General features: G+C 60.9%; 28 protein-coding genes and 1 tRNA gene. 20 read left to right on the top strand and 9 right to left on the bottom strand.

The window, feature by feature from the left end; genetic code table 11:
- Window positions 1-1,046 (bottom strand): IS5-like element ISDisp1 family transposase (locus BV908_RS19250; protein WP_103738593.1); only part of this gene is annotated, 1,046 nt, incomplete at its 3' end.
- A gap of 82 nt (window positions 1,047-1,128) precedes the next feature.
- Window positions 1,129-2,064 (bottom strand): folate-binding protein YgfZ, encoded by a 936-nt coding sequence (locus tag BV908_RS19255; RefSeq protein WP_011804985.1) that lies wholly within the window; start codon window positions 2,062-2,064, stop codon window positions 1,129-1,131.
- 45 nt (window positions 2,065-2,109) lie between these two features.
- Here BV908_RS19255 and mltG point away from each other — a divergent pair, with 45 nt between their 5' ends.
- From mltG to BV908_RS19285, 6 genes are all read left to right on the top strand, one after another.
- Window positions 2,110-3,111, top strand: coding sequence for an endolytic transglycosylase MltG (gene mltG / locus BV908_RS19260; protein WP_103738947.1), 1,002 nt, complete (start codon window positions 2,110-2,112; stop codon window positions 3,109-3,111).
- Window positions 3,108-3,761: a dTMP kinase gene (tmk, locus tag BV908_RS19265; RefSeq protein ID WP_015913484.1), complete on the top strand. Its 654-nt coding sequence runs from the start codon at window positions 3,108-3,110 to the stop codon at window positions 3,759-3,761. Before mltG ends, tmk begins: the two co-directional genes overlap by 4 nt.
- Window positions 3,758-4,753: a DNA polymerase III subunit delta' gene (locus BV908_RS19270; protein ID WP_088886563.1), complete on the top strand. Its 996-nt coding sequence runs from the start codon at window positions 3,758-3,760 to the stop codon at window positions 4,751-4,753. Before tmk ends, BV908_RS19270 begins: the two co-directional genes overlap by 4 nt.
- 16 nt (window positions 4,754-4,769) lie before the next feature.
- Window positions 4,770-5,129: a PilZ domain-containing protein gene (locus BV908_RS19275; protein WP_047351358.1), complete on the top strand. Its 360-nt coding sequence runs from the start codon at window positions 4,770-4,772 to the stop codon at window positions 5,127-5,129.
- A gap of 73 nt (window positions 5,130-5,202) precedes the next feature.
- On the top strand, window positions 5,203-6,012 hold the full coding sequence (locus tag BV908_RS19280) for a TatD family hydrolase (protein WP_047351357.1): 810 nt from the start codon (window positions 5,203-5,205) through the stop codon (window positions 6,010-6,012).
- Entirely contained in the window at window positions 6,009-6,695 is a 687-nt protein-coding gene (locus BV908_RS19285; protein WP_103738948.1) for an ankyrin repeat domain-containing protein, read from the top strand. Before BV908_RS19280 ends, BV908_RS19285 begins: the two co-directional genes overlap by 4 nt.
- Window positions 6,696-6,818: 123 nt before the next feature.
- On the opposite strand, the gene msbA is transcribed toward BV908_RS19285, so the two are convergent.
- On the bottom strand, window positions 6,819-8,603 hold the full coding sequence (gene msbA, locus BV908_RS19290) for a lipid A export permease/ATP-binding protein MsbA (protein ID WP_047351355.1): 1,785 nt from the start codon (window positions 8,601-8,603) through the stop codon (window positions 6,819-6,821).
- A gap of 121 nt (window positions 8,604-8,724) precedes the next feature.
- Between msbA and tolB the strand changes: the two genes are divergently transcribed.
- The 10 genes from tolB (at window position 8,725) to BV908_RS22310 (ending at window position 16,308) form a co-directional block, all read left to right on the top strand.
- On the top strand, window positions 8,725-10,047 hold the full coding sequence (gene tolB / locus BV908_RS19295) for a Tol-Pal system beta propeller repeat protein TolB (protein ID WP_103738949.1): 1,323 nt from the start codon (window positions 8,725-8,727) through the stop codon (window positions 10,045-10,047).
- A 39-nt stretch (window positions 10,048-10,086) separates the two neighbouring features.
- Window positions 10,087-10,629, top strand: coding sequence for a peptidoglycan-associated lipoprotein Pal (gene pal / locus BV908_RS19300; RefSeq protein ID WP_047351353.1), 543 nt, complete (start codon window positions 10,087-10,089; stop codon window positions 10,627-10,629).
- On the top strand, window positions 10,629-11,414 hold the full coding sequence (gene ybgF, locus BV908_RS19305; protein ID WP_011804995.1) for a tol-pal system protein YbgF: 786 nt from the start codon (window positions 10,629-10,631) through the stop codon (window positions 11,412-11,414). Before pal ends, ybgF begins: the two co-directional genes overlap by 1 nt.
- The gene (locus tag BV908_RS19310; protein ID WP_103738950.1) at window positions 11,411-12,193 is read left to right on the top strand and encodes a tRNA threonylcarbamoyladenosine dehydratase; all 783 of its coding nucleotides are present in this window, start codon (window positions 11,411-11,413) and stop codon (window positions 12,191-12,193) included. The genes ybgF and BV908_RS19310 overlap by 4 nt, the downstream gene beginning before the upstream one ends.
- A gap of 48 nt (window positions 12,194-12,241) precedes the next feature.
- Window positions 12,242-12,317, top strand: a tRNA-Lys gene (locus BV908_RS19315).
- Between the two features lie 136 nt (window positions 12,318-12,453).
- Complete coding sequence (locus BV908_RS22300; RefSeq protein ID WP_146052290.1) at window positions 12,454-13,641, top strand: hypothetical protein; 1,188 nt, start codon at window positions 12,454-12,456, stop codon at window positions 13,639-13,641.
- A gap of 343 nt (window positions 13,642-13,984) precedes the next feature.
- Window positions 13,985-14,593 carry a hypothetical protein gene (locus BV908_RS22305; RefSeq protein WP_146052291.1) on the top strand — a complete coding sequence of 203 codons (609 nt, stop codon included), beginning with the start codon at window positions 13,985-13,987 and terminating at the stop codon, window positions 14,591-14,593.
- A 140-nt stretch (window positions 14,594-14,733) separates the two neighbouring features.
- Complete coding sequence (locus tag BV908_RS19325; protein WP_246867549.1) at window positions 14,734-15,123, top strand: type I restriction endonuclease subunit M; 390 nt, start codon at window positions 14,734-14,736, stop codon at window positions 15,121-15,123.
- Between the two features lies 1 nt (window position 15,124).
- Window positions 15,125-15,862 (top strand): hypothetical protein, encoded by a 738-nt coding sequence (locus BV908_RS19330; protein ID WP_246867550.1) that lies wholly within the window; start codon window positions 15,125-15,127, stop codon window positions 15,860-15,862.
- The gene (locus tag BV908_RS22310; RefSeq protein WP_146052292.1) at window positions 15,859-16,308 is read left to right on the top strand and encodes a hypothetical protein; all 450 of its coding nucleotides are present in this window, start codon (window positions 15,859-15,861) and stop codon (window positions 16,306-16,308) included. Before BV908_RS19330 ends, BV908_RS22310 begins: the two co-directional genes overlap by 4 nt.
- Before the next feature lie 17 nt (window positions 16,309-16,325).
- On the opposite strand, the gene BV908_RS19335 is transcribed toward BV908_RS22310, so the two are convergent.
- Complete coding sequence (locus BV908_RS19335) at window positions 16,326-16,733, bottom strand: helix-turn-helix transcriptional regulator (RefSeq protein WP_103738952.1); 408 nt, start codon at window positions 16,731-16,733, stop codon at window positions 16,326-16,328.
- A 56-nt stretch (window positions 16,734-16,789) separates the two neighbouring features.
- Here BV908_RS19335 and BV908_RS19340 point away from each other — a divergent pair, with 56 nt between their 5' ends.
- The 3 genes from BV908_RS19340 to BV908_RS19350 all read left to right on the top strand — a co-directional run bounded on the left by BV908_RS19340 (window position 16,790) and on the right by BV908_RS19350 (window position 20,255).
- Complete coding sequence (locus BV908_RS19340; RefSeq protein ID WP_246867551.1) at window positions 16,790-18,007, top strand: hypothetical protein; 1,218 nt, start codon at window positions 16,790-16,792, stop codon at window positions 18,005-18,007.
- A gap of 239 nt (window positions 18,008-18,246) precedes the next feature.
- Window positions 18,247-19,083, top strand: a complete 837-nt coding sequence (locus tag BV908_RS19345) for a dienelactone hydrolase family protein (RefSeq protein ID WP_246867552.1) — start codon at window positions 18,247-18,249, stop codon at window positions 19,081-19,083.
- Complete coding sequence (locus BV908_RS19350; protein WP_103738954.1) at window positions 19,080-20,255, top strand: serine hydrolase domain-containing protein; 1,176 nt, start codon at window positions 19,080-19,082, stop codon at window positions 20,253-20,255. Before BV908_RS19345 ends, BV908_RS19350 begins: the two co-directional genes overlap by 4 nt.
- Before the next feature lie 271 nt (window positions 20,256-20,526).
- On the opposite strand, the gene BV908_RS19355 is transcribed toward BV908_RS19350, so the two are convergent.
- The 3 genes from BV908_RS19355 to BV908_RS22525 all read right to left on the bottom strand — a co-directional run bounded on the left by BV908_RS19355 (window position 20,527) and on the right by BV908_RS22525 (window position 24,091).
- Window positions 20,527-21,804 carry a phage/plasmid replication protein, II/X family gene (locus tag BV908_RS19355; RefSeq protein WP_103738955.1) on the bottom strand — a complete coding sequence of 426 codons (1,278 nt, stop codon included), beginning with the start codon at window positions 21,802-21,804 and terminating at the stop codon, window positions 20,527-20,529.
- 156 nt (window positions 21,805-21,960) lie between these two features.
- Window positions 21,961-23,727 (bottom strand): DUF927 domain-containing protein, encoded by a 1,767-nt coding sequence (locus tag BV908_RS19360; RefSeq protein ID WP_103738956.1) that lies wholly within the window; start codon window positions 23,725-23,727, stop codon window positions 21,961-21,963.
- A gap of 4 nt (window positions 23,728-23,731) precedes the next feature.
- Window positions 23,732-24,091 (bottom strand): hypothetical protein, encoded by a 360-nt coding sequence (locus BV908_RS22525; RefSeq protein WP_172751407.1) that lies wholly within the window; start codon window positions 24,089-24,091, stop codon window positions 23,732-23,734.
- A gap of 583 nt (window positions 24,092-24,674) precedes the next feature.
- Between BV908_RS22525 and BV908_RS19365 the strand changes: the two genes are divergently transcribed.
- Window positions 24,675-25,277, top strand: a complete 603-nt coding sequence (locus BV908_RS19365; RefSeq protein WP_103738957.1) for a recombinase family protein — start codon at window positions 24,675-24,677, stop codon at window positions 25,275-25,277.
- A gap of 80 nt (window positions 25,278-25,357) precedes the next feature.
- Here the strand turns inward: BV908_RS19365 and BV908_RS19370 are convergent, their stop codons facing one another.
- Window positions 25,358-25,780 carry a DUF3883 domain-containing protein gene (locus tag BV908_RS19370; protein ID WP_246867553.1) on the bottom strand — a complete coding sequence of 141 codons (423 nt, stop codon included), beginning with the start codon at window positions 25,778-25,780 and terminating at the stop codon, window positions 25,358-25,360.
- Between the two features lie 60 nt (window positions 25,781-25,840).
- Window positions 25,841-26,759 (bottom strand): IS5-like element ISDisp1 family transposase (locus tag BV908_RS19375; protein WP_103737516.1); only part of this gene is annotated, 919 nt, incomplete at its 5' end.

The raw sequence follows: 26,759 nt of genomic DNA on the forward strand, positions 1-26,759 counted from the left end.
CGCACAAGGTTGTAGGTGGCAAAGCACAGCAGCGCCTGGCCCGTGAGCTTGGCCTGACCGATCAGCTTGGTCTTTGCCAGACCACCGACGGTCTTGATCCAGCCAAAGGCCTCTTCGATGCGCTTGCGCACCTTCAGGCTGGTCTTGTAGCCCTCGTGCCGTGTCACTCGCGCATCCACCGCCGAGTGTTTGTCCTTGGCCGCCACGTGGGGCGTGACTTTGAGCTTTCTGCAGCCTTTGATGAAGGCCTTGCTGTCGTAGCCCTTGTCGGCACCGACCGTGGCCCGTTTGTTCCTGTTGCCCCGACGCTCCAACATGGCCAGCGCCGCCTCGCGCTCGGCCGTGCCGCTGGCGTGGGTGATCTCGACATCCACGATCAGCCCGTTGCGGTTCTCCATGAGGATGTGCCCCATGTGGCACAGGCGGGATTTGTCGCCCTGGCTCTTCTTGAACAGCCGGGCATCGGCGTCCGTGGTGCTCTCGTGGGTGTCGTTGCAGCGCTCCTGCCCCTTGAAGTCCACCTCGGGGTTGCGCCCAGGCGGCGTGCCGCTGTCGTCGTCTTTGCGCTTGAAGCTCTTGTGCGAGGCCCAGGCGTCAATGAGCGTGCCGTCCACGCTGAAGTGCTCGTCGCTGGCGAGCTTGCCCCACTGGGCACTGAGCTTGACGCGCTCGAAGAAGGCGCGGGCGAGGTCTTCGTTGAACAGACGTTCGCGGTTGGCGCTGAAAGTGGAGTGGTCCCAGACCTTGTCTTCGATGTTCAGGCCCACGAACCAGCGGTACAGCAGGTTGTAGTTGATCGCTTCGACCAACTGGCGCTCGCTGCGGATGGAGAACAGGATCTGCAGCAGCAAGGCCTTGAGCAGCATCTCCGGTGGCACCGATGGGCGGCCACGGCGGGCGTACACCGCTTCGAACTCGCGGTTCATGGTTGCCAGCAGCGCATCAACCACCGCGCGCAACTTGCGCAGCGGGTGTGCCTGCGGCACGCGCTCTTCAAGGCTGATGTAGCTGAACATCGCCCCCTGGAAATCTTGACTGCCTCTCATCGTCCTCGTCTGGGTCGTTCACCGATGGCTTCAGATCGTAGCGGCCAACGCGGGCGTCGGCGGGGGATTTTTCAACGGCCTGTTAAATGTCTTCCAGCAGCGCGTAGGGCAGCGGCAGCAGCGTGAGCGCCACGCCATCCGCGGCGCCCACCCGCAGGGCGCCGCCGGTGGCTGCGATCTGCAGCGACACCAGCGCATCCACGCCGCCGGTGGGTGCGGCCGCAACCTGCACCACCGTGCCCACGGGCTGTTCGGCGTCACCGTCGGCAAACACTTCAGCACCCACGGCCACGGCCGAAGGGGCATGTGCCAGGTAAGTGCGCCGCTTGAGCGTGCCGCGGAACTGGCTGCGCGCCACGACCTCCTGGCCGGGGTAGCAGCCCTTCTTGAAGTTCACGCCGCCCACGGACTCATAGTTCAGCATCTGCGGCACGAAGGCCTCGACCACGGGCGCGGTCAGGGTGGCGATACCGCTGCGCACCTCGCTCCACAGCCACAGCGCTTCAGTCAGGGCTGCGCCGGCGGGTGCGGCGCTGCCAGCGGGCGCTACCCACAGCGCGCGCGGCTGCCCTTCGGCGGGGTAGAGCTGCACCACGCTGGCATCCCCCACATCGGCCTTAGCCCAGGGCTCGCCAGCGGGTAGCACGGCGCGGGCGGCGTCGCCCAGCAGGCCGTACAGCGCAAAGTCGCCGGTGGCATCGGTCAGCTTGGCCTTGGCGCGCATCACGAACATCGACAGGCGCTTGAGCGCGGGCGCCAGCAGGTCGCGGGCGCAGACCAGTAGTACCTCGGCCTCGCTGCGCTTGAAGGCGATGAAGCTGGCCTGCATGCGGCCTTTGACGGTCAGGAACGCCGCCAGGCGGGCGTGGTGCAGATCCAGCAGCGCGAAGTCCTGCGTCAGCTGGCCGTGCAGGAACTTGGCGGCGTCTTCACCGGCCACGCGGATCACGCCAAGGTGGGACAGGGGGACTACGCCGTCCGCAGGCAGGGACGGGGGCACTGGCATGGAGTCGGTCATGGCTGAATTATGATGCCCGGCTTCTTTCATACAGGCTGCAGGGTTGTGCGTCGTTTCCTCGCATTGGTGTTGCTCATCGTGATCGCCGTGGGCGCTGTGGCCGCCTGGTGGCTGCAGGCGCCGTTGCCGGTGCGCGCGGACGTGCCCGCCGGCCAGCCGCTGGAGCTGGAGATCGAGTCTGGCACCACGCCACGCAGCGTGGCCCGCGCGGTGGTGCGGTCGGGCATGGCCACGGATGCGGACGTGCTGTTCCTGTGGTTCCGGCTGTCGGGCAAGGACCGCGAGATCAAGGCCGGCAACTACGAGATTCCCCAGGGCACCAGCCCCTACGCGCTGCTGCAGAAGCTGGTGCGCGGCGAGGAAGCATTGCGCGCCGTCACGCTGGTGGAAGGCTGGACCTTCCGCCAGGTGCGCCAGGCGCTGGCGCGGGCCGAGCAGCTCAAGCCCGACAGCCAGGGCCTGAGCGACGCGGACATCATGGAGCGCCTGGGCCGCGCGGGCGTGCCCGCGGAGGGGCGCTTCTTTCCCGACACCTACACCTATGCCAAGGGCAGCAGCGACATTGCCGTGCTGCGTCGCGCGCTGCACGCCATGGACCGGCGTCTGGACGCGGCCTGGGCGCAGCGCGCTCCGGACACGCCGCTCCAATCCGCCGACCAGGCGCTGATCCTGGCGAGCATCGTCGAGAAGGAAACCGGCCGCGCCGAAGACCGCGCGCAGATCGCCGGCGTGTTCAGCAACCGCCTGCGCGTGGGCATGCTGCTGCAGACCGACCCCACGGTGATCTACGGCCTGGGTGAGAAGTTCGACGGCAACCTGCGCCGCCGTGACCTGACCGCCGACACCCCCTACAACACCTACACACGTGCGGGCCTGCCGCCCACGCCGATTGCCATGCCCGGCAAGGCGGCGCTGTTGGCCGCGGTGCAGCCCGCGCCCACCAAGGCGCTGTACTTCGTGGCGCGCGGCGACGGTTCCAGCCACTTCAGCAGCACGCTCCAAGACCACAACCGTGCGGTGAACCGCTACCAACGCGGCCAGAAATGACCAACGGCGCATTCATCACCTTCGAGGGCATCGACGGCGCGGGCAAGTCCTCGCACATCGACGCGTTGGCCCAGGCGCTGCGCGCTGCGGGGCATACCGTGACCCTGACGCGCGAGCCCGGCGGCACGCCGCTGGCCGAGAAGCTGCGCGAGATGCTGCTGCACGACAGCATGGACGCGCTGACCGAAACGCTGCTGGTGTTCGCCGCGCGGCGCGACCATCTGCGCTGCGTGATCGAGCCGGCGCTGGCACGCGGCGAAGTGGTGTTGTGCGATCGCTTCACCGATGCCACCTTTGCCTACCAGGGCGCAGGGCGCGGCTTCGATCTGGAGGTGCTATCGTATATGGAGCGCCTTGCGCAGACTGGTGTTGGTCTGCAGCCCGATTTGATGCGAAATCCGGACCTCACGCTGTGGTTCGACGTACCACCTGAGGTGGCCGCGCAGCGCTTGTCCGCCGCGCGCGCGCCCGACCGCTTCGAGTCGCAGCCCGTGGAGTTCTTCACCCGCGTGGCGCGCGGCTATGCCGACCGCGCCGCGGGAGCGCCGCAGCGCTTTGCGCGCATCGACTCGTCGCAGCCGCGCGAGCAGGTTGCCGCGCAGCTGCGTGCCGTGGTGGCCGCACGCGGCTGGCTGGCGCAGACGCCATGAGTGCGGTCGCCCCCTGGATCGCCGCGCAGCGCCAGGCGCTGCTGGCCCAGCGCGGCCACGCGTGGCTGCTGCAGGGCCCGTCCGGCCTGGGCCAGTACACGCTGGCGCTGGAGCTGGTGCGCGCCTGGCTGTGCGATGCGCCCACCGCGCACGGCGCCTGCGGCCAGTGCGCCAGCTGCCATGGCATCGATGTGCATACGCATGCCGACCTGTGCGTGCTCATGCCCGAAACGCAGGCGCTGGCCCTGGGCTGGCCGCTGCCCGAGAAGGCGCAGGCCGAGATCGAGGACAAGAAGCGCAAGGCCAGCCGCGAGATCCGCGTCGAGGCCATGCGCGACGCGGTGGAGTTCGCCCAGCGCACCAGCGGGCGCGGCCGCGGAAAGGCCGTGCTGGTCTACCCGGCAGAGCAGATGAACCATGTGACGGCCAACGCGCTGCTCAAGACGCTGGAGGAGCCTCCGGGCGACGTGCGCTTTGTGCTGGCCACCGAGGCCGCGCACGAACTGCTGCCCACCATCCGCAGCCGCTGCCTGGGGCACACCCTGCAGTGGCCCGATCCGGCCCAAAGCCAGCAATGGCTGGTAGAGCAGGGCGTGCCCGCGGACGCGGCCGAGGCCCTGCTGCGCGCCGCCGGCGGCCGGCCTGACGACGCACTGGCCCTGGCGCGTGCGGGTCGCAGCCCGCAGACCTGGGCGCTGCTGCCCAAGGCCGTGGCGCGCGGCGACGTGTCGGCGCTGGCCGGGCTGGAACCCGCACAGGCCGTAGATGCCTTGCAAAAGCTCTGCCACGATCTGCTGGCGCAACGCGTGGGTGCACAGCCGCGCTATTTCTCGCCCGCCGACTTGCCCGCGCCGCCCGGCGTGGGGCCGCTCACGCGCTGGTCGCGCGCCCTCGCCAAGGAGGCGCGCACGGCCGAGCACCCCTTCAACGCCGGCCTGATGCTGGAGTCGCTTGTGGCGCAGGCGCGCCACACACTAAACTCGCGCCATTGAAAGCCTTCTACGACCTATGAGCAGTCCCTCCACAGCGCCGCGCCCCAGCGTCATGCAGCTGAACATTAAGGAAAAGGCCGCGCTGTACGCGGCCTATATCCCGTTCTTTGAAGAGGGCGGCATCTTCGTGCCCACGGCGCGCGAATACAAGCTCGGCGATGATGTGTACGTGCTGCTCACGCTGCCCGACGACCCGCAGCGCTACCCCGTGGCCGGCCGCGTGGCCTGGGTGACACCCGCGCGCGCCGCGGGCAACCGCACGCAGGGCGTGGGCATCCAGTTCCCGAAGGACGAGAAGTCGCGCCAGCTCAAGCACAAGATCGAGGAAGTGCTGGGCACGGCCCTGGCGTCTGAACGGGCTACGCAGACCATCTAAGGGCAACCCTTCGCGGGCCCCGCAGGATGCCGACCGCGCCCGCCGGTCGGCATTTTTGTTTTTCGAGACCACCATGTTTGTCGATTCCCACTGCCACCTGAACTTTCCCGAACTCATCAGCCAGTTGCCGCAGATCCGCCAGGCCATGGCCGAGGCGCAGGTGGACCGCGCGCTGTGCATCTGCACCACGATGGAGGAGTTCTCCGCCGTGCACGCGCTGGCGACCGGCTATGACAACTTCTGGGCCACGGTCGGCGTGCACCCGGACAACGAAGGCGTGGCCGAGCCCTCCGTGCGGGACCTGCTGGAGCGCGCAGCGCTGCCGCGCGTGGTGGCCATCGGGGAGACGGGGCTGGACTACTACGGCATGGACGACCGCAAGGGCGGCCGCAGCATCGCCGACCTGGAGTGGCAGCGCGAGCGCTTTCGCACGCACATCCGCGCTGCGCGCGCGGCGGCCAAGCCGCTGGTGATCCACACGCGCAGCGCGTCGCAGGACACCCTGGCCATCCTGCGCGAAGAGGGCGAGGACGGTGCGGGCAACCGTGCGGGCGGCGTGTTCCACTGCTTCACCGAAACCGCCGAGGTGGCCCGCGCGGCGCTGGACCTGGGCTACTACATCTCGTTCTCGGGCATCGTCACGTTCAAGAACGCGCAGGACCTGCGCGACGTGGCCGCCTTTGTGCCCATGGACCGCCTGCTCATCGAGACCGACAGCCCGTATCTGGCGCCGGTGCCTTACCGGGGCAAGACCAACAACCCGTCTTACGTGCCCTACGTCGCCCAGCAGCTGGCACAGGTGAAGGGGCTGAGCGTCCAGCAGGTGGCCGAGGCAACCAGCCGTAACTTCGAGCAACTTTTCTTGAGCAAGGAGGCCGTATGAAGAGCCTGTTGCAGCGTCGCAGCGCCCTGGCGTGGCTCGCCGCGGTTGCCGCCGGCACCGCGGGGCTGGCGCATGCCGGCGCGTACGACGATTTCCTGCGTGCCATCGCGCGCGACGATGCCGCCACGGTGGCTTCGCTGCTGCGCCGCGGGTTTGACCCCAACGCGCGCGATCCCAAGGGGCAGCCCGCGCTGATCCTGGCCCTGCGCGAGGAAGCGCGGCAGGTGGCCGAGGTGCTGATCGCCGCCAAGGGGCTGAAGGTGGAGGAGCGCAATGCCAAGGACGAAAGCGCGCTGATGATGGCCGCGTTGCGCGGCAATCTGCCCGCTGCGCGCGGCCTGATCGCGCGCGAGGCGGACGTCAACAAGACCGGCTGGGCGCCGCTGCACTATGCCGCCGCAAGCACCACGGCCGATGCCGCGGCCATGGTGGCGCTGCTGCTGGAGCATCACGCCTACATCGACGCCGCATCGCCCAACGGCACCACGCCGCTGATGATGGCCGTGCGCTACGGCACGGCGGATGCGGCGCGCCTGCTGATCAGCGAGGGGGCCGATCCATCGCTGAAGAACCAACTGGGCCTGTCGGCCGTGGATTTCGCCATGCGCGCCGACCGGCAGGACATGGTGCAACTGGTGGCGGAGGCCGTACGCCGCCGCCAGCCGGACCGCGGGAAATGGTAGCCCCCTGGGCGCGTACGCTATGAATAACGGAGCTGCTGGCGCTTGTCAGCTGGCAGTTGTAGACCAAAAGAGTGCCGAATCGCTTGCAGGGTAAGCGCAAGCAGCTATTGTTTTTGGTAGTCGTCACGCGCCGCCATGTGCGCGCAGGCGCGCGTACAGGCCGCCCCGGGCCAACAGCTCCGCGTGGGGGCCCTGCTCGACGATGCGCCCTTGCTCCATGACCACCACGCGGTCCGCGTGTTCGATGGTGGAGAGGCGGTGGGCAATCACCAGCGTGGTGCGCCCTTGCATGAGGCGCTGCAGGGCCTGCTGTACCAGGCGTTCGGACTCGGTATCCAGTGCCGAGGTGGCCTCGTCGAGGATGAGCACCGGAGCGTCGCGGTAGAGCGCCCGCGCGATGGCCAGCCGCTGTCGCTGTCCGCCCGACAGTTGCGTCGCGTTGTGCCCCACCACGGTGTGCATACCCTGCGGGAGGCTGGCCACGTACTCGGCGAGGTTCGCTGCGTCCAGACAGTGCTGCACACGTTGCTCGTCCACGGCAGCGCCCAGCGCCACGTTGGCGGCGACGCTGTCGTTGAACATCACCACGTCCTGGCTCACCATGGCGAATTGCGCGCGCAGGCTGGGCAACGCCCACTGGTCGGTCGCCACGCCGTCCAGCAGCACCTGGCCGCTGCTGGGGCTGAGAAAGCGCGGCAGCAGGTTCACCAGCGTGGTCTTGCCGGCACCGGAGGGGCCGACGAACGCCACCACTTCGCCCGGGCGGATGTCCAGGCTCACGGCGTCCAGTGCGGGCGCCTGGTCGGGCCGGAAGGACACGGTCACGTTGCGCAGGGCAATCGCCCCCTGGGCGCGCTGCGCGGTGTGCGTGCCGCCTGTCTCGGCCGGCGCCTCGTGCAGCAGGGCCAGGCCTCGTTCCAGCGCCGCCACGCCGCGCGTGATGGGGTTGGCGATGTCGGCCATGCGGCGGATGGGCGCTATCAACATCAGCATCGCCGCGATGAACGAGGCGAAACCGCCCACGGTCACGTCCTTGGCACCGTTGCCATGGCTTTGCCACAGGGCGATGCAGATCACGGTGGACAGCGCGCCCGCGGACAGCAGCTGCGTGGTGGGCGTCATGGCGGCCGAGGCGATCGTGGATTTGATGGCCAGGCGGCGCAGGCGCTGGCTCAGCGTGTCAAAGCGCGCGGCCTGCTCGGCCTGGGCACCGTGCAGGCGTACCACACGGTGGGCCAGCACGTTCTCTTCGACCACATAGGCCAGATCGTCGGTGGCCTGCTGGCTGCTTTTAGTGATCTTGTACAGGCGCCGCGAGAGCGTCTTCATCACCCAGGCCACCCCCGGCACCAGCACGGCCACGATCAGCGTGAGTTGCCAGTTCAGGTAGATGAGATAACCCAGCAGGGCGACCAGCGTGAAACCGTCGCGCGACAGGCCCAGCAGCGCCTGGACCAGCGAGGTGAACCCGGTCTGCACCTCATACACCACGGTGTTGGACAGTGCGCTGGCCGACTGGCGATGGAAAAGCCCCATGTCCGCAGCCAGCAGCCGCTCGAACAGCGCCGTGCGCAGGCGCAGCATGCCCTCGTTGGCGATGCGCGTGAGGGCGTACTGTCCCGTGAACTGGGCCAGCCCACGTACCAGGAAGACGCCGATGATGGCCACGGGAACCATCCACAGCTCCAGCGATCCTTCTGTAAAACCCTGGTCCAGCAATGGTTTGAGAAGCGCGGGAATCAATGGCTCGGTGGCGGCCGCGACGATCGTCGCCAACACCGCCATGGTCCATGCCAGCCGCTGGTGGCCGAAGTACGGATGGAGTCTGCGCAACCGCTCCCAGAGCGAAAGAGACTGCGGAGCTTGCTGCAAAGTGGTCTTTGGCGCGCTATGATTCGAATCTTGCATGAGGGGCGGATTCTACGTTTCGGCTATTGCAGACCGGCACAGTTTGTCACATGGCACGCTACGCTATGTGTAACATGCGAGGCTCTGTTTGCCGGCATTTGACGGTTATTCGATGGTTCCAATGACTATTGACCGCATCCCCAATACCCCTTCCCTCCGCACGGCTCTGCCGCAGCTTTCGCGGCGCCACGCCGTTGCAGCCTTGGCTGCCAGTTCCTCCCTTTCAGCGCTTGCGCAGTTCCGTGTGGAAATCACGGGCGTAGGCCTGACGCAACTGCCCATTGCGATCGCACCGTTCCGTGGCGAACCGCAGTCGCCGCAGAAAATATCCGCCATCGTCCAGGCTGACCTGGAGCGCAGCGGGCGTTTTTTGGGCGTGGACGCGTCGGGTGTCGCGCTGGATGAATCATCCCGTCCCGATCTGTCCCTGTGGCGTCAGCGCAAGGCCGACGCACTCACCTCCGGCAGCATCACGCGCTTGGCCGACGGCCGTTTCGACGTGCGATTCCGCTTGTGGGACGTGGTCAAGGCGCAGGACCTGGGCGGGCAGAGCTTCGTGGTCACGCAGGCCGACCTGCGTCTGGTGGCGCACCGCATTGCCGACTTCGTCTACGAAAAACTCACCGGCGAGCGCGGTATCTTCTCCACCCGCATTGCGTATGTGACCAAAGCCGGCTCGCGCTACAGCCTCTGGGTGGCCGATGCGGACGGCGAGAACGCGCAGTCAGCGCTTTCCAGTCCTGAGCCGATCATTTCTCCCGCATGGGCGCCCACCGGGACCCAGCTGGCTTACGTATCGTTCGAGTCGCGCAAGCCGGTGGTGTACGTGCATGACGTGGCCACAGGCCGCCGCCGTTTGATCGCCAATTTCCGTGGCTCCAACAGTGCCCCTGCTTGGTCGCCCGATGGCCGTACCTTGGCCGTGACCCTCAGCCGCGACGGGGGCTCGCAGCTCTACACCATCGACGCTAACGGCGGTGAGCCGCGCCGCCTGATGCAAAGCAGCGGCATCGACACGGAGCCCGTGTTCTCCAGCGACGGCCGCAGCATCTACTTCGTCAGCGACCGTGGAGGTTCGCCCCAGGTGTACCGCGTGGCAGCCAGCGGGGGAGGCGCGGAGCGCGTGACGTTCAACGGGTCCTACAACATTTCACCCAGCATCAGTCCCGATGGTCAGTGGTTGGCCTACATTTCCCGCGTGGGCGGCGCCTATAAGCTGCACGTGATGGATTTGAAGTCGGGCAGCGTGACGGCGGTGACCGACACCTCCGCCGATGAAAATCCCAGCTTTGCTCCCAATAGCCGCCTGATCGTCTACGCCACGCAGCAGCAGGGTCGCGAAGCCCTGATGACCACCACGCTGGACGGCAAAATCAAAGCGCGTCTGGCGGGGCAGGGTGGAGATATCCGCGAGCCCGACTGGGGCCCGTTCCAGAACAAATAAGTTTCCGTTTTTCGAACAACTGCTCTTCAGGAGTTTTTAATGAACCGTTTCCCCTTCAAGCGCGTGTCTCTGGCGCTCTCCATCGTCGCCCTCATGGCAGGCTGCAGCTCCGGCGTCAAGCTGGACGATGTGCCGGTCGAAGACCGCGGCGCTACGTCCACCGCACCGGGCGCCAACTCGGGAAGCACGGGCCAAAGCGGCGTGGCTCCTGTGGACTTGTCCCAGTCAGGGCGCGACGCCGAGGGTCCCGTTGGCGTGGCGCGCGTCATTTACTTCGACTTTGACAGCTTCATCGTCAAGCCTGAGTTCCAGTCCGTGCTGGAGGCCCATGCTCGCTTCATGAAAGCGTCTTCCGCCCGCAAGGTCGTGCTGGAGGGCCATACCGATGAGCGCGGTGGCCGCGAGTACAACCTGGCGCTGGGCCAGAAGCGCGCGGAAGCCGTGCGCCGCTCGTTGGGGCTGCTGGGCGTGCCGGACGCGCAGGTGGAGGCGGTGAGCTTTGGCAAGGAAAAGCCGGCGGTGCAGGGCCACACGGAAGACGCGCACTCGCAAAACCGCCGCGTTGAGCTGTCGTACCGTTGATGCCGCGCATGTCTTTGCTCCTGCGCCCGCGGGCGCTGGGCGCGGCGGCGCTGGCCGCCGCTGCCTGCTGGTCGACCCCCAGCTATGCATTGTTCGAGGACAGCGAGGCGCGCCGCGCCATCCTTGAGATGCGCCAGCGTGTCGATGCATTGACACAGGCCAGCCAGCGTGCGGGTGAACGGTCCGGTGATGAGGTCTCGCAACTACGGCGCAGCCTGCTCGACCTACAGATGCAAATCGAGGCATTGCGCACTGAACAGGCGACACTGCGTGGTCAGAACGAGCAGCTATTGCGCGATGTCGCAGAGCTGCAGCGCCGCCAGAAGGACATGGCGCAGGGTGTCGATGAGCGGTTGCGCCAGTTTGAGCCCGCGACGGTGACGCTGGACGGGCGCGAATTCCGGGCTGATCCTGCAGAGAAGCGTGATTTCGAGGCGGCCTTGGCGCTCTTCCGTGCAGGTAAGTTTGGTGAAGCGTCCAACGCTTTCAGCGGCTTCGTGCGCCAGTATCCACAGTCCGGTTATGTACCGTCTGCCCGTTTTTGGCTGGGCAATGCACAGTACGCCACGCGTGATTACAAAGAGGCCATCAACAACTTCAAGGCTCTGTTGTCGGCGGCGCCAGACCATGCGCGCGCTCCCGAGGCGGCCCTCTCGATTGCCAATTGCCAGATCGAATTGAAAGATACGCGGGCTGCGCGCAAGACCCTGGAAGACTTGCTGCGCGTTTATCCGCAGTCGGAAGCAGCAGCCGCTGCGAAGGAACGCCTGGCGCGCCTGAAGTGATCACATCCGTTGACGACACGCCAGACTTGGAGCGGCGCTTCGCAGGGCTGGAACGCCTGTTCGGGCAGGAGGGCGCCGCACGCATTCGGTGCGCGCATGTTGCTGTGGTCGGAATTGGCGGCGTGGGTTCTTGGACAGCAGAAGCACTCGCGCGCAGCGGCGTCGGAGCGCTCACGCTGATTGACCTGGACCATGTGGCCGAGTCGAACGTCAATCGGCAAATTCACGCTCTGACCACGACCATTGGCCAAGCCAAGGTACGCGCCATGGCCGAGCGCATTGCCCTGATCAATCCGGCATGTCGGGTGAACTGCGTTGAAGAGTTCGTGGATGCACGGAACTGGCCCACTCTGTTGCCATCTTCGGTGGATGCACTGGTGGATGCATGCGACCAGGTAAACGCCAAGGCCGTAATGGCAGCTTGGGCCGTCTCCACGCGGCCGCCTTTCATCACGGTAGGTGCTGCCGGGGGCAAGCGTCACGCCTATAAAGTCGAGGTAGAAGATTTGGCGTTTACCACGCACGATCCTCTGCTGGCCCAGCTGCGCTATCGCTTGCGCAGGAACCACGGCGCGGCCCGAGAAGGCCACAAAATCGGCGTCACCTGCGTCTATAGCAAGGAAGCGGTATCAAAGCCACACGCGTCTTGCGGCGTCGGTGAAGGCGACGGATCCCTGAATTGCCATGGTTATGGCTCATCGGTCGCCGTCACGGCCACATTTGGTCAGTGTGCAGCGGGATGGATTCTCGACAAGTTGGCGGAAAGGTCGAAGACCTGAAAACCACGCTATAATCTTTAGCTTTGCTACCGAGAGGCGGCAAAGGTTGGGACGTTAGCTCAGTTGGTAGAGCAGCGGACTTTTAATCCGTTGGTCACAAGTTCGAATCTTGTACGTCCTACCAAAAATTTGGTTATGAATCAAGCACTTAGAGCAGAGATGCCTAAGTGCTTTTTTCTTGCCTGAGCGCCATTGCTGCTCTATTGCTACCGGCTAGAGTGATGGCCAATGACCATGCTCGTGGTTGCTACCATGCATGCATGAAGAATGCCGAGCCGGAGCCATCCCCACCTGCGGTCCAGTTGCTGCGTTACGCGCTGAGCCTGGACTTATCGGCCACCTACGCGCCAGACGGCCAAGTCACCATTTCCAAGGGTGCTGCGCCCGCAGTGGCTTTGAGTGATCCCTGCGCAGCGTCAGAAGACTTCGTTGCCGACGATGCCAACGAAGACGACGATTTAGCTGAGGAGCTGCACCGTATCGAGTATTGGGCAAAGTGGACGGTCGCCGATGACTACCCCTCCGCCGATGATCAAAACTGGCGGCGTTGGGCTTGGGAATTTTTGCGTCGCAACGAGCAATACGCGCTGCTCGCGACGTGGATGAACAGCCTGCCGGATGGCACCAGACTGCGGGAAGAGTCTAAAGCTGACGACCTGCTCGAACATGTGCTTTGCGACCCGGCCCCATTGGCCGGTCAACGAACTGTCGGCGACTACAGGGAGCATTGCCGAGCCAATGGTATTCATGCCGTAATCGCTATGCCAATCCTTGTTTTGCGGCATTGCTGGGGTGTTAACCGCCCACTATCGCCCAAGGAAGAATTTCTCGATCTAAGTCGTGAAGAGCAGGACTCTTTTTTTTGTGCAAATACGCCAAAAATAGTCACTCCGGCGCATTTTACTCATGACGCATGGCTCCCTGACTTCCCGTTTCAAGAAGTTCAGAGTGTATTGTTAAGTAATGAAATATTGCTCAAATTTGATCTAAACGAGCCGCTCGAAGGACAATTTGAAAGAGCATCTGAACGCCTTCGTGAGTTGAGGCAATCATATTTCGTGAAATCACGTCTGGAGATGATGGCGCCGGGTGACTGGGATTCAATTGATAAAGATTTAGGGTTTGTATCAGACCCCAAAAATTACACTAAGGCGCTGCAACTTCAACTGCGAATTTTTGACGCTGCAAACATCAACGGTGGCTTCTTGACTGGAAGCCTGCGGCGGAATTTGGTTGAGATATTTTCGGAGGAGCTTTATTCTCGGGGGCGTGAATTCGATTCCTCTTGTTTGCCAGCAGTAGTCAACGAGAAAAGAATAACGGATTGGTACTCCGCTGCCTTAAATATTGTTGGTGGAAACTACAAGGCGTTGGTGAGGTATAAGCCGCTGAGTGAGGCGCAAAAGCAAAGAATGCGTGACAGGAAGCAGGGAGTTGATCGGAATTAACATTAATTCGATTTCTTTCTAAGCGCTGCAATTTGAATAATGGTAAATCTGAGCCATTGATGATAATGCTGCGTCGCAACATGCGTGGCTTGAGATTAGATTTTAATATTGTATAATAAATTTTATTTTGCGTTAAAAAGCAAAATGTGGCGAATCAATACATGTTGCTCGCTTGCGCGTCACTGCTCAGATGGTTAGTGACCAAAACTCCGGCAACGCTGCCACGTCGGTGCTTGACCCTTGCGGTCGAAACGGATCAGCTTACGCCGTACGCGAAGCGGCCTACCGCCGCCGCCACATGCGCTATTTTTTGCATCGTGTTGGGGGAGTACTGCCTCGCTTGTTGAGCGGCCAAGACCTATTCCGAGAAAGTCGCGCTATCGAACAACTTTGCTGGCGCGAACTGGGGCTTGTAAAGCAGCCCATTTTTGATGGCGATCTGCCGGATTTTTTGATGTTGGATGGGGCTAGTAGCCCCATTAATTTGTCGATCCCAACAGACCCGGTAGCACTGGCCGGTCGGCTGGCTGCCTTAGAACCGCCACCGCCAGCGGAGTCATGCATTGGTACGAATCTGGACACGCTGGCGCGGCTACTTAACTTCACGCCATTCGAGTTCAATTGGCTTCTGTGGTCCTACTGTATCCGACGCGCTGGTAGTGCGATTTTGCCAGTCGTCCCATTGCGTGATACCACTCATGGTTGCGACGTGCTGGCGGTGTTGTGCGAGATGCCGGTGGATGCAGTACGAGATGCCGTGGCATCGCGCCGTTTGCACACCTGGGGCTTTCTAGACGGTATCAGTGCCGATGGAGAAATGCCCTCACTTCTGAGCGGATGGCTATCTGCAACCGACCAATTTGCAGACTGGATTGAGCAGCCCTATGCCTCGGACTCTGATCTGCTGACCGCGCTCTGCCAAGCGCAAGTCTCGTTGATGGCCTCTCGCTGAGGGCCTGTCTCTCTCCGGCTGCTGTTCTGCAGCCGAGCTGATCTCTCTCGCTTGTTTTCTATCCGCCAATCGTTCGCGGAGGACTACGCGTGCCCGTTTGTTTTTCAGCTTTGTTTTGTTCCCTACCTATGGAGATCCCCATGACCACTACACCCGAATCCACATCAAGCCTGGCGTCATCTTCACCTACCGTCGCCACTGTCATCTACTCCAACACCGCCAAATTTCCGCTGGGCCAAATCGTCGCCACGCCGGGCGCTTTGGAACTGCTGCAAGAAACTGGCTTCAGCGCGGCGGCATTGGTCTCGCGGCACCTGCATGCCGACTGGGGCGACGTCCATGACGAAGACCGTGCAGAAAACGACTTCGCCGTCACCCGCCGTTTGCGGATTCTGAGTTGCTATCGGCTGGTTGATGCGGAGCGACTGGCTGCAACGCCCCGAGACAAGCGTCCGTCACTCCCAACGCTCTGGATCATCACTGAAGCCGACCGCAGCGTGACTACGCTGTTGCGTCCAGATGAGTATTGATATGTCCAAAGCCGTCTCATCAAAGCGCGCTGCGCCGTCCTATACGTTTCAGCGCATCCACGCGGCGCTGCAGACCGGCCATGCGCTTACCGTTCAACAGAAGCGCGAAGAGCCGGTGCCGGTATTCATGCAGCAGTCGGTTTTGGACGCATCTTGCGGGACTCACATGCTGGCGATGCTGCTTGTGATTCTTGGACTTGCCAAGGCGTCAGCACTGCACGACATGTCACGGCGCAAGCATGGTGTAGCAGCCGCAGTGTGGACCGCAATGTCCCCGTACTACTTCACCGGAATAAATCCCAAAGATTGGGCGGATGCTGTGAACAGCCTCGGACTGCCACTTGAACTTACGGCTCGCTATTGCATCGAGCACGATGTGGATGCCCCCGCCGTCAAATGGCTCATGCAAGGCGATCTGGTTGCCATCGCATTTGCCTCGGTCAAGCATCACCGCACCAAGCACTGGGCTCTCGCGGTGGGTGTGGAGGGTTTGGTCGTCGGTCAAAGCCACTTTCCGCAGCGCATCCTGCTACTGGACAGTGGTGGCGGGGAACCATGTTTCCATGCCCATAACGCACGGCTGCGCTTGCCAGATGCCGGTCCCGGTAGCCGTCGTGCTAAGCCTGGTTGGCATAAAGAGCCCATGCAGAAGATGATCATCTGGATGCATGAGTCGGAGTCTTGGCAACCTGAGGCAGTGCGGTTGCTAGCGGCCATACGGGTTCGGAGAACGTCATGACGCTGAACCGGCGCGAATGTTTGCGGACACTGGCTCTGGTGTGCATGCCAACTCCTTCGGTCGTGTACTCGGAAAGGGTTCTTGACGATCTGTGGGCGGCGACAGAGCCGGACGCAATGCCAGCATTGGACTGGGACGATCTGAGCGCGGTGATGGCGCGTTGGGGACGGTCCACATGGAGTCATGTCGTTACCGGCCATCACTGCGACTTGCAGACCATGCTCCACGACAGCATAACGGCCACCGCAAAGCGGGTATCACCAGAACGCCCATCAACTGTCATCGTGGTGCTACGCGGCGGCTCCGGCTTGAATCTGATTCAGTGCAGAGCGGTATCCAGCGCGTTCCATAGCGCAGTGCCGATCTGTTCTGAACTGTGGTTTGCTGCAGCGCCTGCCCCGGCCTTGGTGGACAAGCTGCGACTGACAGTGATTGTGAGCGGCTGAAACGAGTCGTTCCACGCCTACTTGGAAGCGGCCTTACCGGAGGCTTTGGTGCGCTTGGCTGCTGGCTTTTTGTCGAGTACGGCTTGATTGGCACGGCGCAGTGTCCCGCCCTCGGTGGTGGGTGGATGAGCCAGCCGAATACCGCCGAACAGATCAGCCAACGTGATGTTCAACACATGGCAGATGGTGGCCAACGTCAAAACGCTCGGATTCACCAGACCCAGCTCCAGTTTGGACACCCGAGTGCGCTCCACCTCGGCACTCATTGCCAATTCCAACTGCGTCATGCCGCTTTGCTCGCGGAAGTGCCGCAGGTTTTGACCGACTGCCAGCGTGATGGCGTTGGGTATGAGCCGCACTTTGCGGCGGCGCTGAACTGGCGTCTCGCTGGCAGTGCTTTGTTTCTGTGGGGCAGTCCGTGACATGATCCACAGGCTCTCGAAATGTGCCTGCTGAGGAAACGTCTTATAAGGAACACTGCATGCCAGAATGTTCCTTGAGAGGCATAAATTTTTACAACCAACAGGAAGAAAAAATGAACCCCAAAAGAACTACCGCCGTGACCTTGGCGGCAACGTCCATGGTTTTGCTGGCTGCATGCGGTGACAAAACACCGTCCTGTGCTGATCCGGCCACGGTGTCGCTGGTCCAGCAGATTTACCAGCAGAGCTTTGACAAAGAGCATGCCAGCATGAGTCCTGAGCGTCAGCGCAGCGTGCAGATCACGAGCAAGAACACCAAAGTCACGGTGGAGTCAATCACCACTGCTCGCAGTGACGAATCGACAGGGAAGAAGACCTGTTCAGCGGTCCTGACGGCGGTGATGCCGCAAGACGCCATTCCTACCGATCAACGGATGCTCAATCACCTGCGCGGCACGTATGAGCCTCAAGGCGCAGCGTTGGAGGGCATTACGGTCAAGGGCAATGTGACCTACACCGTCCAGCGCACCGAAGACAGCAAGGAGATTCTGGTCAAGCTCACTGGGCACTTGGCATTCATGGGGTTGTTCCACGACCTGGCGATGCTCCGGATATTCGACAAGAGTGAAGCGGAGATTGCCAAGATTGCCGGTGAAGCTCCGCCAGCAGCCGAGGCAAAGCCAGCGGAGCCGACTCCAGCAGCGATTTCACCAGCCACCCAACCTGCGCCAGCTGCAGCTGTACCAGCGCCTGCAAATACGGCACCCGCTGCCGCGCCAGTCGCCCCGCCAGCCAACGTGACGGCTGCCGCTCTGGATGTAACTGTCCCGCATCTCTGCAATGCTGCTGAGACCCCGATCTTTGCGTGCTCCACCGGAAAAAAGCGCGCCTCGGTGTGTACTGGCCGCGCTGGTGGCAATGAGCAGTTGACATACCGGATAGCGCCTCTGGATGGCGCCGTAGAGATGGAATATCCGAGCGGCGGTGCTGGTGCTGGTGCTGGTGCTGGTGCTGGTGCTGCTTCAGCTTTCCAACGTGGCTCACAGCTTGGTCAAGATGGCACAGCAGTGAACTTCCTGTCATTCGACAAGGGCAACTACCGCTATGTCGTTTATGCCGGTGGCGGCGAAAATGGACGCAAGGGAGTGATGGTGGAGCAGATTGGCAAGCGCATTGCGGATTTGCGTTGCCAGAGTGACGCCATGTCTCGCATCGATCCAGCGCAGCTTCAAAAGATGGGGCTGAGCTTAGATGGACGGGGACTGTCGCAGCCCTGAGTCGCTTCAGCGTAAACGAAAGAAAGAGGTCAAAAATGATAATAAACGTTTGGTTCGGGTCGTCCGTTGTAGCGCTCACGGTCGCAGGTTGTGTAAGTGCAGTCTCAGCTGCGCCACTTGCAGACCTCAGTGGCGGTCAAACCGGCCGCATTGAGTTCACATCCTCCACCCCCGACCACCGCTGGGCACTGATCCGTGGTCGGCTGGGTCCTGAAGTTACGGTTTATGGCGATCTATTGATGCCAACCCAAGCGAGCCGCGGCAAAGTGCCAGCGGTGGTGTTCTCGCACGGCAGTGAGGGTGTGAGTAGCCTGTACTTCGATGTGTGGGCCAAAGCACTGAACAACGCGGGGTATGCAGTGTTCGTAGTGGACAGCTTCAAGCCGCGTGGCGAGGACCGCGTGACCGGCCCCACTAAGCAATTGACTTGGAACACGGTTGCCAACACTGCGGATGCCCTATATGCGCTCAAGCTGCTGGCGACCCATCCCCAGATCGACAGCAACCGTATCTTTCACATGGGTTGGTCGCGTGGCGGGCAAGCCTTACTGGATGCTGCATGGCCGACGTACCAGCAGCATGTGGTTCCCGCCAATGTGAAATGGGCCGGCAGCGTGGCGGTCTACCCCGGCTGCAATATGCGCTACCGGGTGGATCATCACAGCAAGCTACCTGCCCCCCTGCTCATGATTCTTGGTGAAAAAGACGACATGACCTTGCCCAAGCCGTGCATGGAGTTGGCAGATGAGTACGCCGCAGCAGGAAATCCGGTGAGCTACAAGATTTATCCGGGTGCCACGCACGTCTTTGACCGGCTCAACCAGCCATGGAAGAAGTACAACGAAGGCAACTTCAATCTCTGCTCCATGGACGTACGAATGCCCTACGGAGCAAACGACCGCAGTTGGGGGCCAGCTCACGACAAATATTCGGGCAAGACCTTCACCGATAACGCGGAGTGGAATGCCTACGTGCCAAAGTGCAGGCAGACGTCCTGGGTCACGGTGGAAAGCAATGACAAGGCCCGAGAGCTGGCCGTTAAAGACGTTCTGGCGTTCCTGAAAGGCATCCAATGAAGCTCACCACCAAACACACCTTGCGGCTGCTGGCGGCTGCGGCCCTGACTTTCTGCGCTCAGGCCATGGCGCAAGTCACTCCGGTGGCTGATGGCGGTGCCGCCGCGCCGGACGAATGGCTGCTAGCCAAGACTGGCCCACGCTGGTTCCAGATCACGCAGCCAAGCCCTAACCCGAGCGCGTTGAACACACGCGCGCCATCGGCTGGAGAAAGCGCTCTCGTAGACCGTGCTCGCGCCCTCGTCGGCCAACGGCCAGCCAAAGCCTTTGCGCTGCTGGACGGCAACACCATCGTGTACTCGGCGTTCAATGCACCGGCAGACTCTGAATCACTGTTCTTCGGCATGTCCATGGGCAAGACGGTGACGGCCATGGCGGTGGGACAAGCCATCTGCGCGGGCAAGCTCACGCTGCAATCCAAGGCTGGTGATGTGCTGCCGGAACTACAGGGCAAAGCGCTGGGCAATGCCACGGTGCACGATCTACTGCGCATGGCATCGGGCGCGGCAGAGCAGAACGGCGATAGCACCATTTGGACACCAGAGCAGACCAAGGACTGGAACCAGGGATTGCTGAATCTCGCAGAGTTGATTGCGACAGATCGCATCTCCAAGGCGGCGCGTGGCGCTTTCTCAGAGTACAAGCCCGGTGAGGTGTTCGCGTACAAGTCCACCGATCCCATGACGCTTGGCCTCATGGTCAGCCGCGCTACGGGCATGCCGCTGAGCCAATGGATTCAAGAGCAGGTGCTGAACCCCATGGGCGCAGCTCATCCTGGACTGTATTCGCAAGACCGTGCCAAGAATGGACTCGGAGACTCAGGCATGCGACTGCGCATGGAAGACTGGATGCGCTTCGCGGTATGGGTAAAGGAATCGTCCAAGAAATCGGATTGCTTTGGTGACTTCGTGAAGGCTGCGATGGTCAAGCAGATCGGCAATGATCGCAACCCAGCGGCCCGCAAGCATGGACGTATGTTCGGTGGCTATGGCTACCTGATCTGGACGGAAAACGTCACAGCGCCTGACACGGCATGGGCATCTGGCTGGGGTGGTCAGCGTATTGGCTGGCACTACCGCAATGACCGGATGTTGGTGGTGTTCTCCAGCAGAGAGGCGTGGATGCCGGAGGTGTATGAGCTTGCGCGCGATTGGGGGAAAACGCAGCGCTAGCTGTACAAGAAACTCACGGTCCGTGCACGAGCGTTCCACGCAAAAGTTTTGTGTGGCGGCATTGCGTTGGTTACAGCCACTGTTTCAGCAGCAGCGATGAAGCAAAGGTCCCTCATGCATGTGATCGCCAAACGGCCGTTTTGAGTGGCTTTCGATAGTTGCATGCGACTCACAACAACTCCAACCATCGAAAGCGTGTCTGATCGCGTTCAAACTCGCGCCATATCGCGACACTCGGCCGTGGTTGGAGTGTCGAACGAGTCGTCGGTTATTAGTCGGTCTTAGCAGTTCCTGCATTAGCACCTTGGCAAAGCGAATCCCACTTGTGGGCATAGCTTTTGAAGCCGATGCCATGGAGCAAAACCTCACGACTGGTTTGCATTGCGCTGCGCTGAAGTTCAACGCTGGGCTCTCCGCGAATCTCAATTCCAGTTATTGCCAAGACGGTTTTACGCGTAGCGGCAAATGTGGTGGGACTGTTGGTAAATGCCGTCCGGTGTCCGCCAAGCCACAAGAGCAGTTTCATTTGCTGAACGCTTGTGAGTTCACCGAGGTGGTCAATGTTGGGCACTAGGCCGCCTGTGGTCGATAGACGATCGATCCACACTTGCATGCGCTGGCGGGCAGCTGCAACGTTCCATGCCAGCGGGTCGTTCAGGCCAAGGCGCTTGAGTTCAGGTGCGCGCAACACGAGTTCCATGCGCGCACAGTTTTGCACTTTGGCAATCAGATAATCCCGGCGATAGACGTTGGCAGGCAAGCACCGGCCGCGCTTCTTAATCTCCAAGTCTTTGCGATAGATTCTGAACGTCCACCGGTTGCTGTGCTGGCCTGCGTAGACGGTTTCAATACCGTATGCGCTGAAATCCTTGGCTTTGGCGTACATCAGGCTACGAACTGCTGCCATGACAGCGTCAGCGCGCTCGGGTGTTCCACAATCACAGTGCAGAGCATAGTCAACGCGAGTCATCTCGAACTTCCCGCGATTGATTTTGCGGCGTTCTGCTGCCGTGGGCTCGATTCTCATCTGCTCAAGGACTGCAAATATCAGTTGTTTACAGGGCTCGAATAGCTCTTCCAAGCCAACAATGTTCTGGCCGGTCAAGAACTTCGGAATAGACGCTTCGATCATCAGCTTAGTGCCCTTTTCACGGCTAAAGACACGGGCCTTGATCATGGCAGAGAACGGCGAGTGGACTTGAAGCTGGTAGTTGCCGTTCCAAGTGATATTAGGGTTGTTCTGCGCAATCTTCCCGAGGGATTTGTGGTCCACATCAATGAGCACCGCAACGGTATCAATCAGACATGAAAAGAATGGTTTCCATTCCAACGCCGGTTTGAGTACCGTGGTTGCCAGCGGAAAGCGCATGGTCGGCTTCACAGCCGTGGCTCGTTGCTGTGGCATTGCCCGTTTGGGCGTGCTGAGCTTATGCGCACTGCCAATAGCCAATGATGCGCGTTTTGCTGGCGATGTTGCGCTGAAAGGCCAGCGAGGGTTGTTAGTGTGAATGGACTGATGCTTGCTAGGATGTGAGGAAGATTTCATCATCGTTTTCCAAAATTGAATGTATTCGTGGTTTGTTGCGTATTACGGTGGTCAGCGGCAAGAGTGGTCCGGGGTCTGTATTCCAGCTTTTTCACGCACTCTTGCGCAGGCTCTGATTTTTGGCTTGTCTCTCCAAATGGACGTGACAACGTGACATGCTCAGTCCGCCGTTTCACCGTCAAAGCGGACGGAGGCACGGATCGCATAAAAGCGTTTACGCAGCTTTTCTTCCATGGGCAGCCGGACTTGCATTTGCCAGCCCTCGCTGTTTTTCACCAAATAGCCCGCGTCATACAGCTTCTGCAATGCCATCTGGAGGCCGAATTTCTCGGTCAGAAGGGCCTCCAGCACCCCAGGCAAGAGTAGATAAACCATCTCACCGCCGCTGCCTTTGGTGTAGCCCATGACATTGCTTTGATCCGAGCGTCCGAACATGGCAAGGGCCGGGAAACGGTTGGCATTGCGGTCGATGAAGTCACGGACGGTCGTGATCACTTTTTCGCCGATGGGCGTGGTGTGGTGGGCTTGGCGAGCGGCGTGCTCACGCAGAACCAGGCGCACGGCCTTGAGCACCACCTCAGGCTTGAGTTTGAGCACCTTGAGATTGATTGCCAACCAGCCCGTCACGACCCAGACCGCCAATCCGCTGACTAGGCGCAGCGTGACCCGATCTTTAATGTCCAAGCCTTCCAGCAGCCCGGCCTCTGCTTCCTTCAGCTTCTGGGGAAGCCAGGCGCGAATTTTGCCGGGAGGCTGCTTGGCAATGGCGGCGATCCACTCGGCCCAGGGCGCACCGTAGTGCTCCCCACACGCTCGCTTGAGTTGATTCGCAAATTCATGCGCCTGCATGCCCTCTGGCAGAGTGTGAAAGGCACCGTTCGGCCCCTGCAGTACCAACTCGAAGCAACGAGCGGAGAAGCCCTCTGGCAAGCTCATCTTGGAGTCGCCGACCATTTCCATGAACGACATTTCCGACGAAAAGCTCACACCGCATGACAGTTCATCGCCTGCCTGGACTTTCTGGTTGGCCGTGCTGGTTAGGCGCTGCCCGCCATTGGCAACCAGGAAGCAGAGTGCCATCAGCCCCTTCATGTCTTCCGCTTTGTGAACGTCTTGGAAGAATACGGGCGCGTCCGGGTGCTGCTCCATCTTCACGCGCAGGCCATTGGTGGTGCCCGATGCGTCGTCGATCTTGTCCGCGCGCTCACGAACACTGCGGCCCGCCTGCTGCAGCGTGGTCTTGCCCATGCTGCTGGGGGCCACGATCATCAAGATGAGGATCTGCAGTCCCAGCGCGCGGGCCAGCGCTGGAGACAGCGCGGCCAGCACCGATACCAGCATGTAGGGGTTGCCCGGCAGATGGATGCCAATGGCTTTCTGCCAACTGGCGAGGTCTCCGGACGGTGGGTCAATGCCGCCCGCCTCATTGATCACTACAACGGACAAAGGCGGCTTGTGGCCAAAGAAGTAGGGCTTCTCGTGCAAGACGTAGAAGCCATAGCGCTGGCCTTGCAACTGCAGGCTGTGAAAGCCCTCGCGGCGGGCGACGTACACCTCCCTGTCCGCATACTCCGGCAGGATCGCCGCCATGGTGCGCAGCCCCTTCGGCGACATGAAGCTGGACATTCCGGCGCGCACGGCGAAATGCGCCAACCCCTCGCAACGGCCAAGTGCCAGTTCTTTTACATCCAGTGTGGCGTGGACCTCATTGCCGCGTTTGTCCGTCGCCTTTACCAGCAATTGTCCCGACAACTCCCCCTTGTCATTCACTACTTGGTTGACCGAGAGCAGGTTCTTCGGCAAATCGGGGCTCAGCCGGGTGGCTGCGGGCTTGGACGAGGGCTTTTGCTTTTTCGGTTTGCTCTTAGCCGCAGGGGTAGCGGCTTCCTTCTTGTTGTGATCGTCTGCTTTGGCTGTCTGGTTCATGGCCTTAATCCTTCGCGACGATCATGCTCATATGGGATTGAAGGAACTTGGCCACTACCTCATCGGTGTAGCGCACCGTTTTACCAATCTTGATGTAGGGAAGCTCTTTCTTGAATTTGCCCAAATAGCGCCACTGCGCGGGCGTTCTGGGGTGGATTTTCAAAAGTGCCGTCAAGTCTGCGTCAGACCATAGTTTTCCAGGGACAACCAGTCCTTCAGTGGATTTTTGAGTCACGATATTTGCGCGATTGCGCGCCCGTTCAAAATTAATACATGGCATCTGTCGATGCCGCTTGAACGTTTGTTTACCGCTTGGGCTGTTATTGTTGAAGCAGGGGATTGAAGAGCTGGGCCGAAGCAGCACCCCTCCGTTTATCTCAGCATGGCGCTGCGATAAGCGGAGAGCCCTAGTCCTGTGCCTCTACTCTTGGCTTCTGTCTCTGCTGGTTCGCATGGTCGCGCAGGTCAGCAAAATTCTCAAAAAAAGTAGCCACCCTCTACTTTTTTGACAGCGATGCGAGGGTGTGCTGGCGTTTTTCTTTGTGCTTTCCGAGGGGTGTGGCTGGTGGTGTTCATGCCGCTGAGCATGTGACAACGTGACAAGCCATACGCGCAAGCTTGCAACGCTAGCGATTGCAGGTCTTTTTTACAGTCTTGCAAAAAGACTCCAGAACAGTGCGCCATGTGATGACGCCACTCTGCATCCAGCCAAGTAATAAAGCCGCTCAAAAGCCGTTTTGGTGGCTTCTGGAGTGGATTTTTCTGATGGTTATTGCCAGCAGCGGATGACGACGAGTAGTAATCTTCTGTCTATTTGAAGTACACGCTATTTGTACAAATCGCGGTGGCTCTTTTTGTGTCAATCTAGAGTGGTTTTGGAATATATTGACAGATTCCAAATTACCTCTTAGATTCTATTAAGACATGTTTAATAGAAAGAGCCAGCCATGACGACGAAACAGCAGATATTCACCACCGGACAAAAAATCGGCTATGTCCGGGTATCCAGTGTGGATCAGAATGATGCGCGCCAGCTAGATGGGCTGGTGCTGGACAAAATATTCACGGACAAGGCCAGCGGCAAAGATGTGCATAGGCCGCAATTGCAGGCAATGCTTAGCCATGTGCGCGAAGGGGATCATGTGTATGTCCACAGCATGGATCGCCTGTCCCGGTCATTGAAAGATTTGCAGGAAGTGGTGGAATTTTTGACGGCGCGCGGGGTGGCTGTGGAGTTCTGCAAGGAGAACCTGAAATTCGAGCGGCCAGGAAGTAATGGCGGTGGCCATACGGCAGCTTATGCCAAGCTGCTGTTGCAGATGCTCGGAGCCGTGGGGGAATTTGAGCGAGCACTGATCCGGGAGCGCCAGCGAGAGGGCATCGCGATTGCCAAGAGCAATGGCGTCTACAAAGGGAGAAAGCCGGTCTTGGATGAGTCTTCGATAGTCAGACTGCAGGAAATGTCCGCAAGCGGTATGCCGAAGATACAAATAGCCAAAGCACTCAAGATATCTAGGGCCAGTGTTTATCAATATCTAAAATTTGAGTGATTTTTTGCGTACGCCTTGAACAATATTTTTGAATTAATTGAAAGGCAAATCGATATTGCATAAATAAGCTGCTATCCAGCTTATGGGAATTCCTGATGGAGCGTTACGCCGACGCTTTGCCAAATTCCATGGCCTTGATTTTGCGGAATGTGGGGTGCAATATCATTTACAGAAAGCTCGATTAATTTTTTTTCAGGCAGCAGCCACACATGGAATTGATAGTGTGGCGCACTGCTGATCGCAGTTTCCCATTCGTTGCGTGTAATAAAAATTTGAACTAATTCGCGGCTACATGACTTCACTTCAATGAGTTTACTCACTGGTTCGGTCAAGCCAGTGTCATACGACTGAACGTCATATCCGGCCGTGTTATCTTCGATAGCTATCCATTTTGGATGCCGTTCAATACCTAGCAGGCCGTTGAAAAAGTGCTTTTCGAACGCATCAGGGACGCTGAGTGCGAAGACACGAGCTGCCCAGACGCGTCTGCGCAGCGATTGCAACGGCCCATCTGGCCGGTTTGCAGGCCCTCCCGCCCATTTCGGGCGCACGTATCCCTGGGCTCACGCATGATGCGCGTCCCACCAGCCGCCGATGCTGCCCATTCGCACAAGGTTGTAGGTGGCAAAGCACAGCAGCGCCTGGCCCGTGAGCTTGGCCTGACCGATCAGCTTGGTCTTTGCCAGACCACCGACGGTCTTGATCCAGCCAAAGGCCTCTTCGATGCGCTTGCGCACCTTCAGGCTGGTCTTGTAGCCCTCGTGCCGTGTCACTCGCGCATCCACCGCCGAGTGTTTGTCCTTGGCCGCCACGTGGGGCGTGACTTTGAGCTTTCTGCAGCCTTTGATGAAGGCCTTGCTGTCGTAGCCCTTGTCGGCACCGACCGTGGCCCGTTTGTTCCTGTTGCCCCGACGCTCCAACATGGCCAGCGCCGCCTCGCGCTCGGCCGTGCCGCTGGCGTGGGTGATCTCGACATCCACGATCAGCCCGTTGCGGTTCTCCATGAGGATGTGCCCCATGTGGCACAGGCGGGATTTGTCGCCCTGGCTCTTCTTGAACAGCCGGGCATCGGCGTCCGTGGTGCTCTCGTGGGTGTCGTTGCAGCGCTCCTGCCCCTTGAAGTCCACCTCGGGGTTGCGCCCAGGCGGCGTGCCGCTGTCGTCGTCTTTGCGCTTGAAGCTCTTGTGCGAGGCCCAGGCGTCAATGAGCGTGCCGTCCACGCTGAAGTGCTCGTCGCTGGCGAGCTTGCCCCACTGGGCACTGAGCTTGACGCGCTCGAAGAAGGCGCGGGCGAGGTCTTCGTTGAACAGACGTTCGCGGTTGGCGCTGAAAGTGGAGTGGTCCCAGACCTTGTCTTCGATGTTCAGGCCCACGAACCAGCGGTACAGCAGGTTGTAGTTGATCGCTTCGACCAACTGGCGCTCGCTGCGGATGGAGAACAGGATCTGCAGCAGCAAGGCCTTGAGCAGCATCTCCGGTGGC

It is taken from the genome of Diaphorobacter sp. LR2014-1, assembly GCF_002916785.1.
GTDB classification, from domain to species: Bacteria; Pseudomonadota; Gammaproteobacteria; order Burkholderiales; family Burkholderiaceae_C; genus Diaphorobacter; species Diaphorobacter nitroreducens.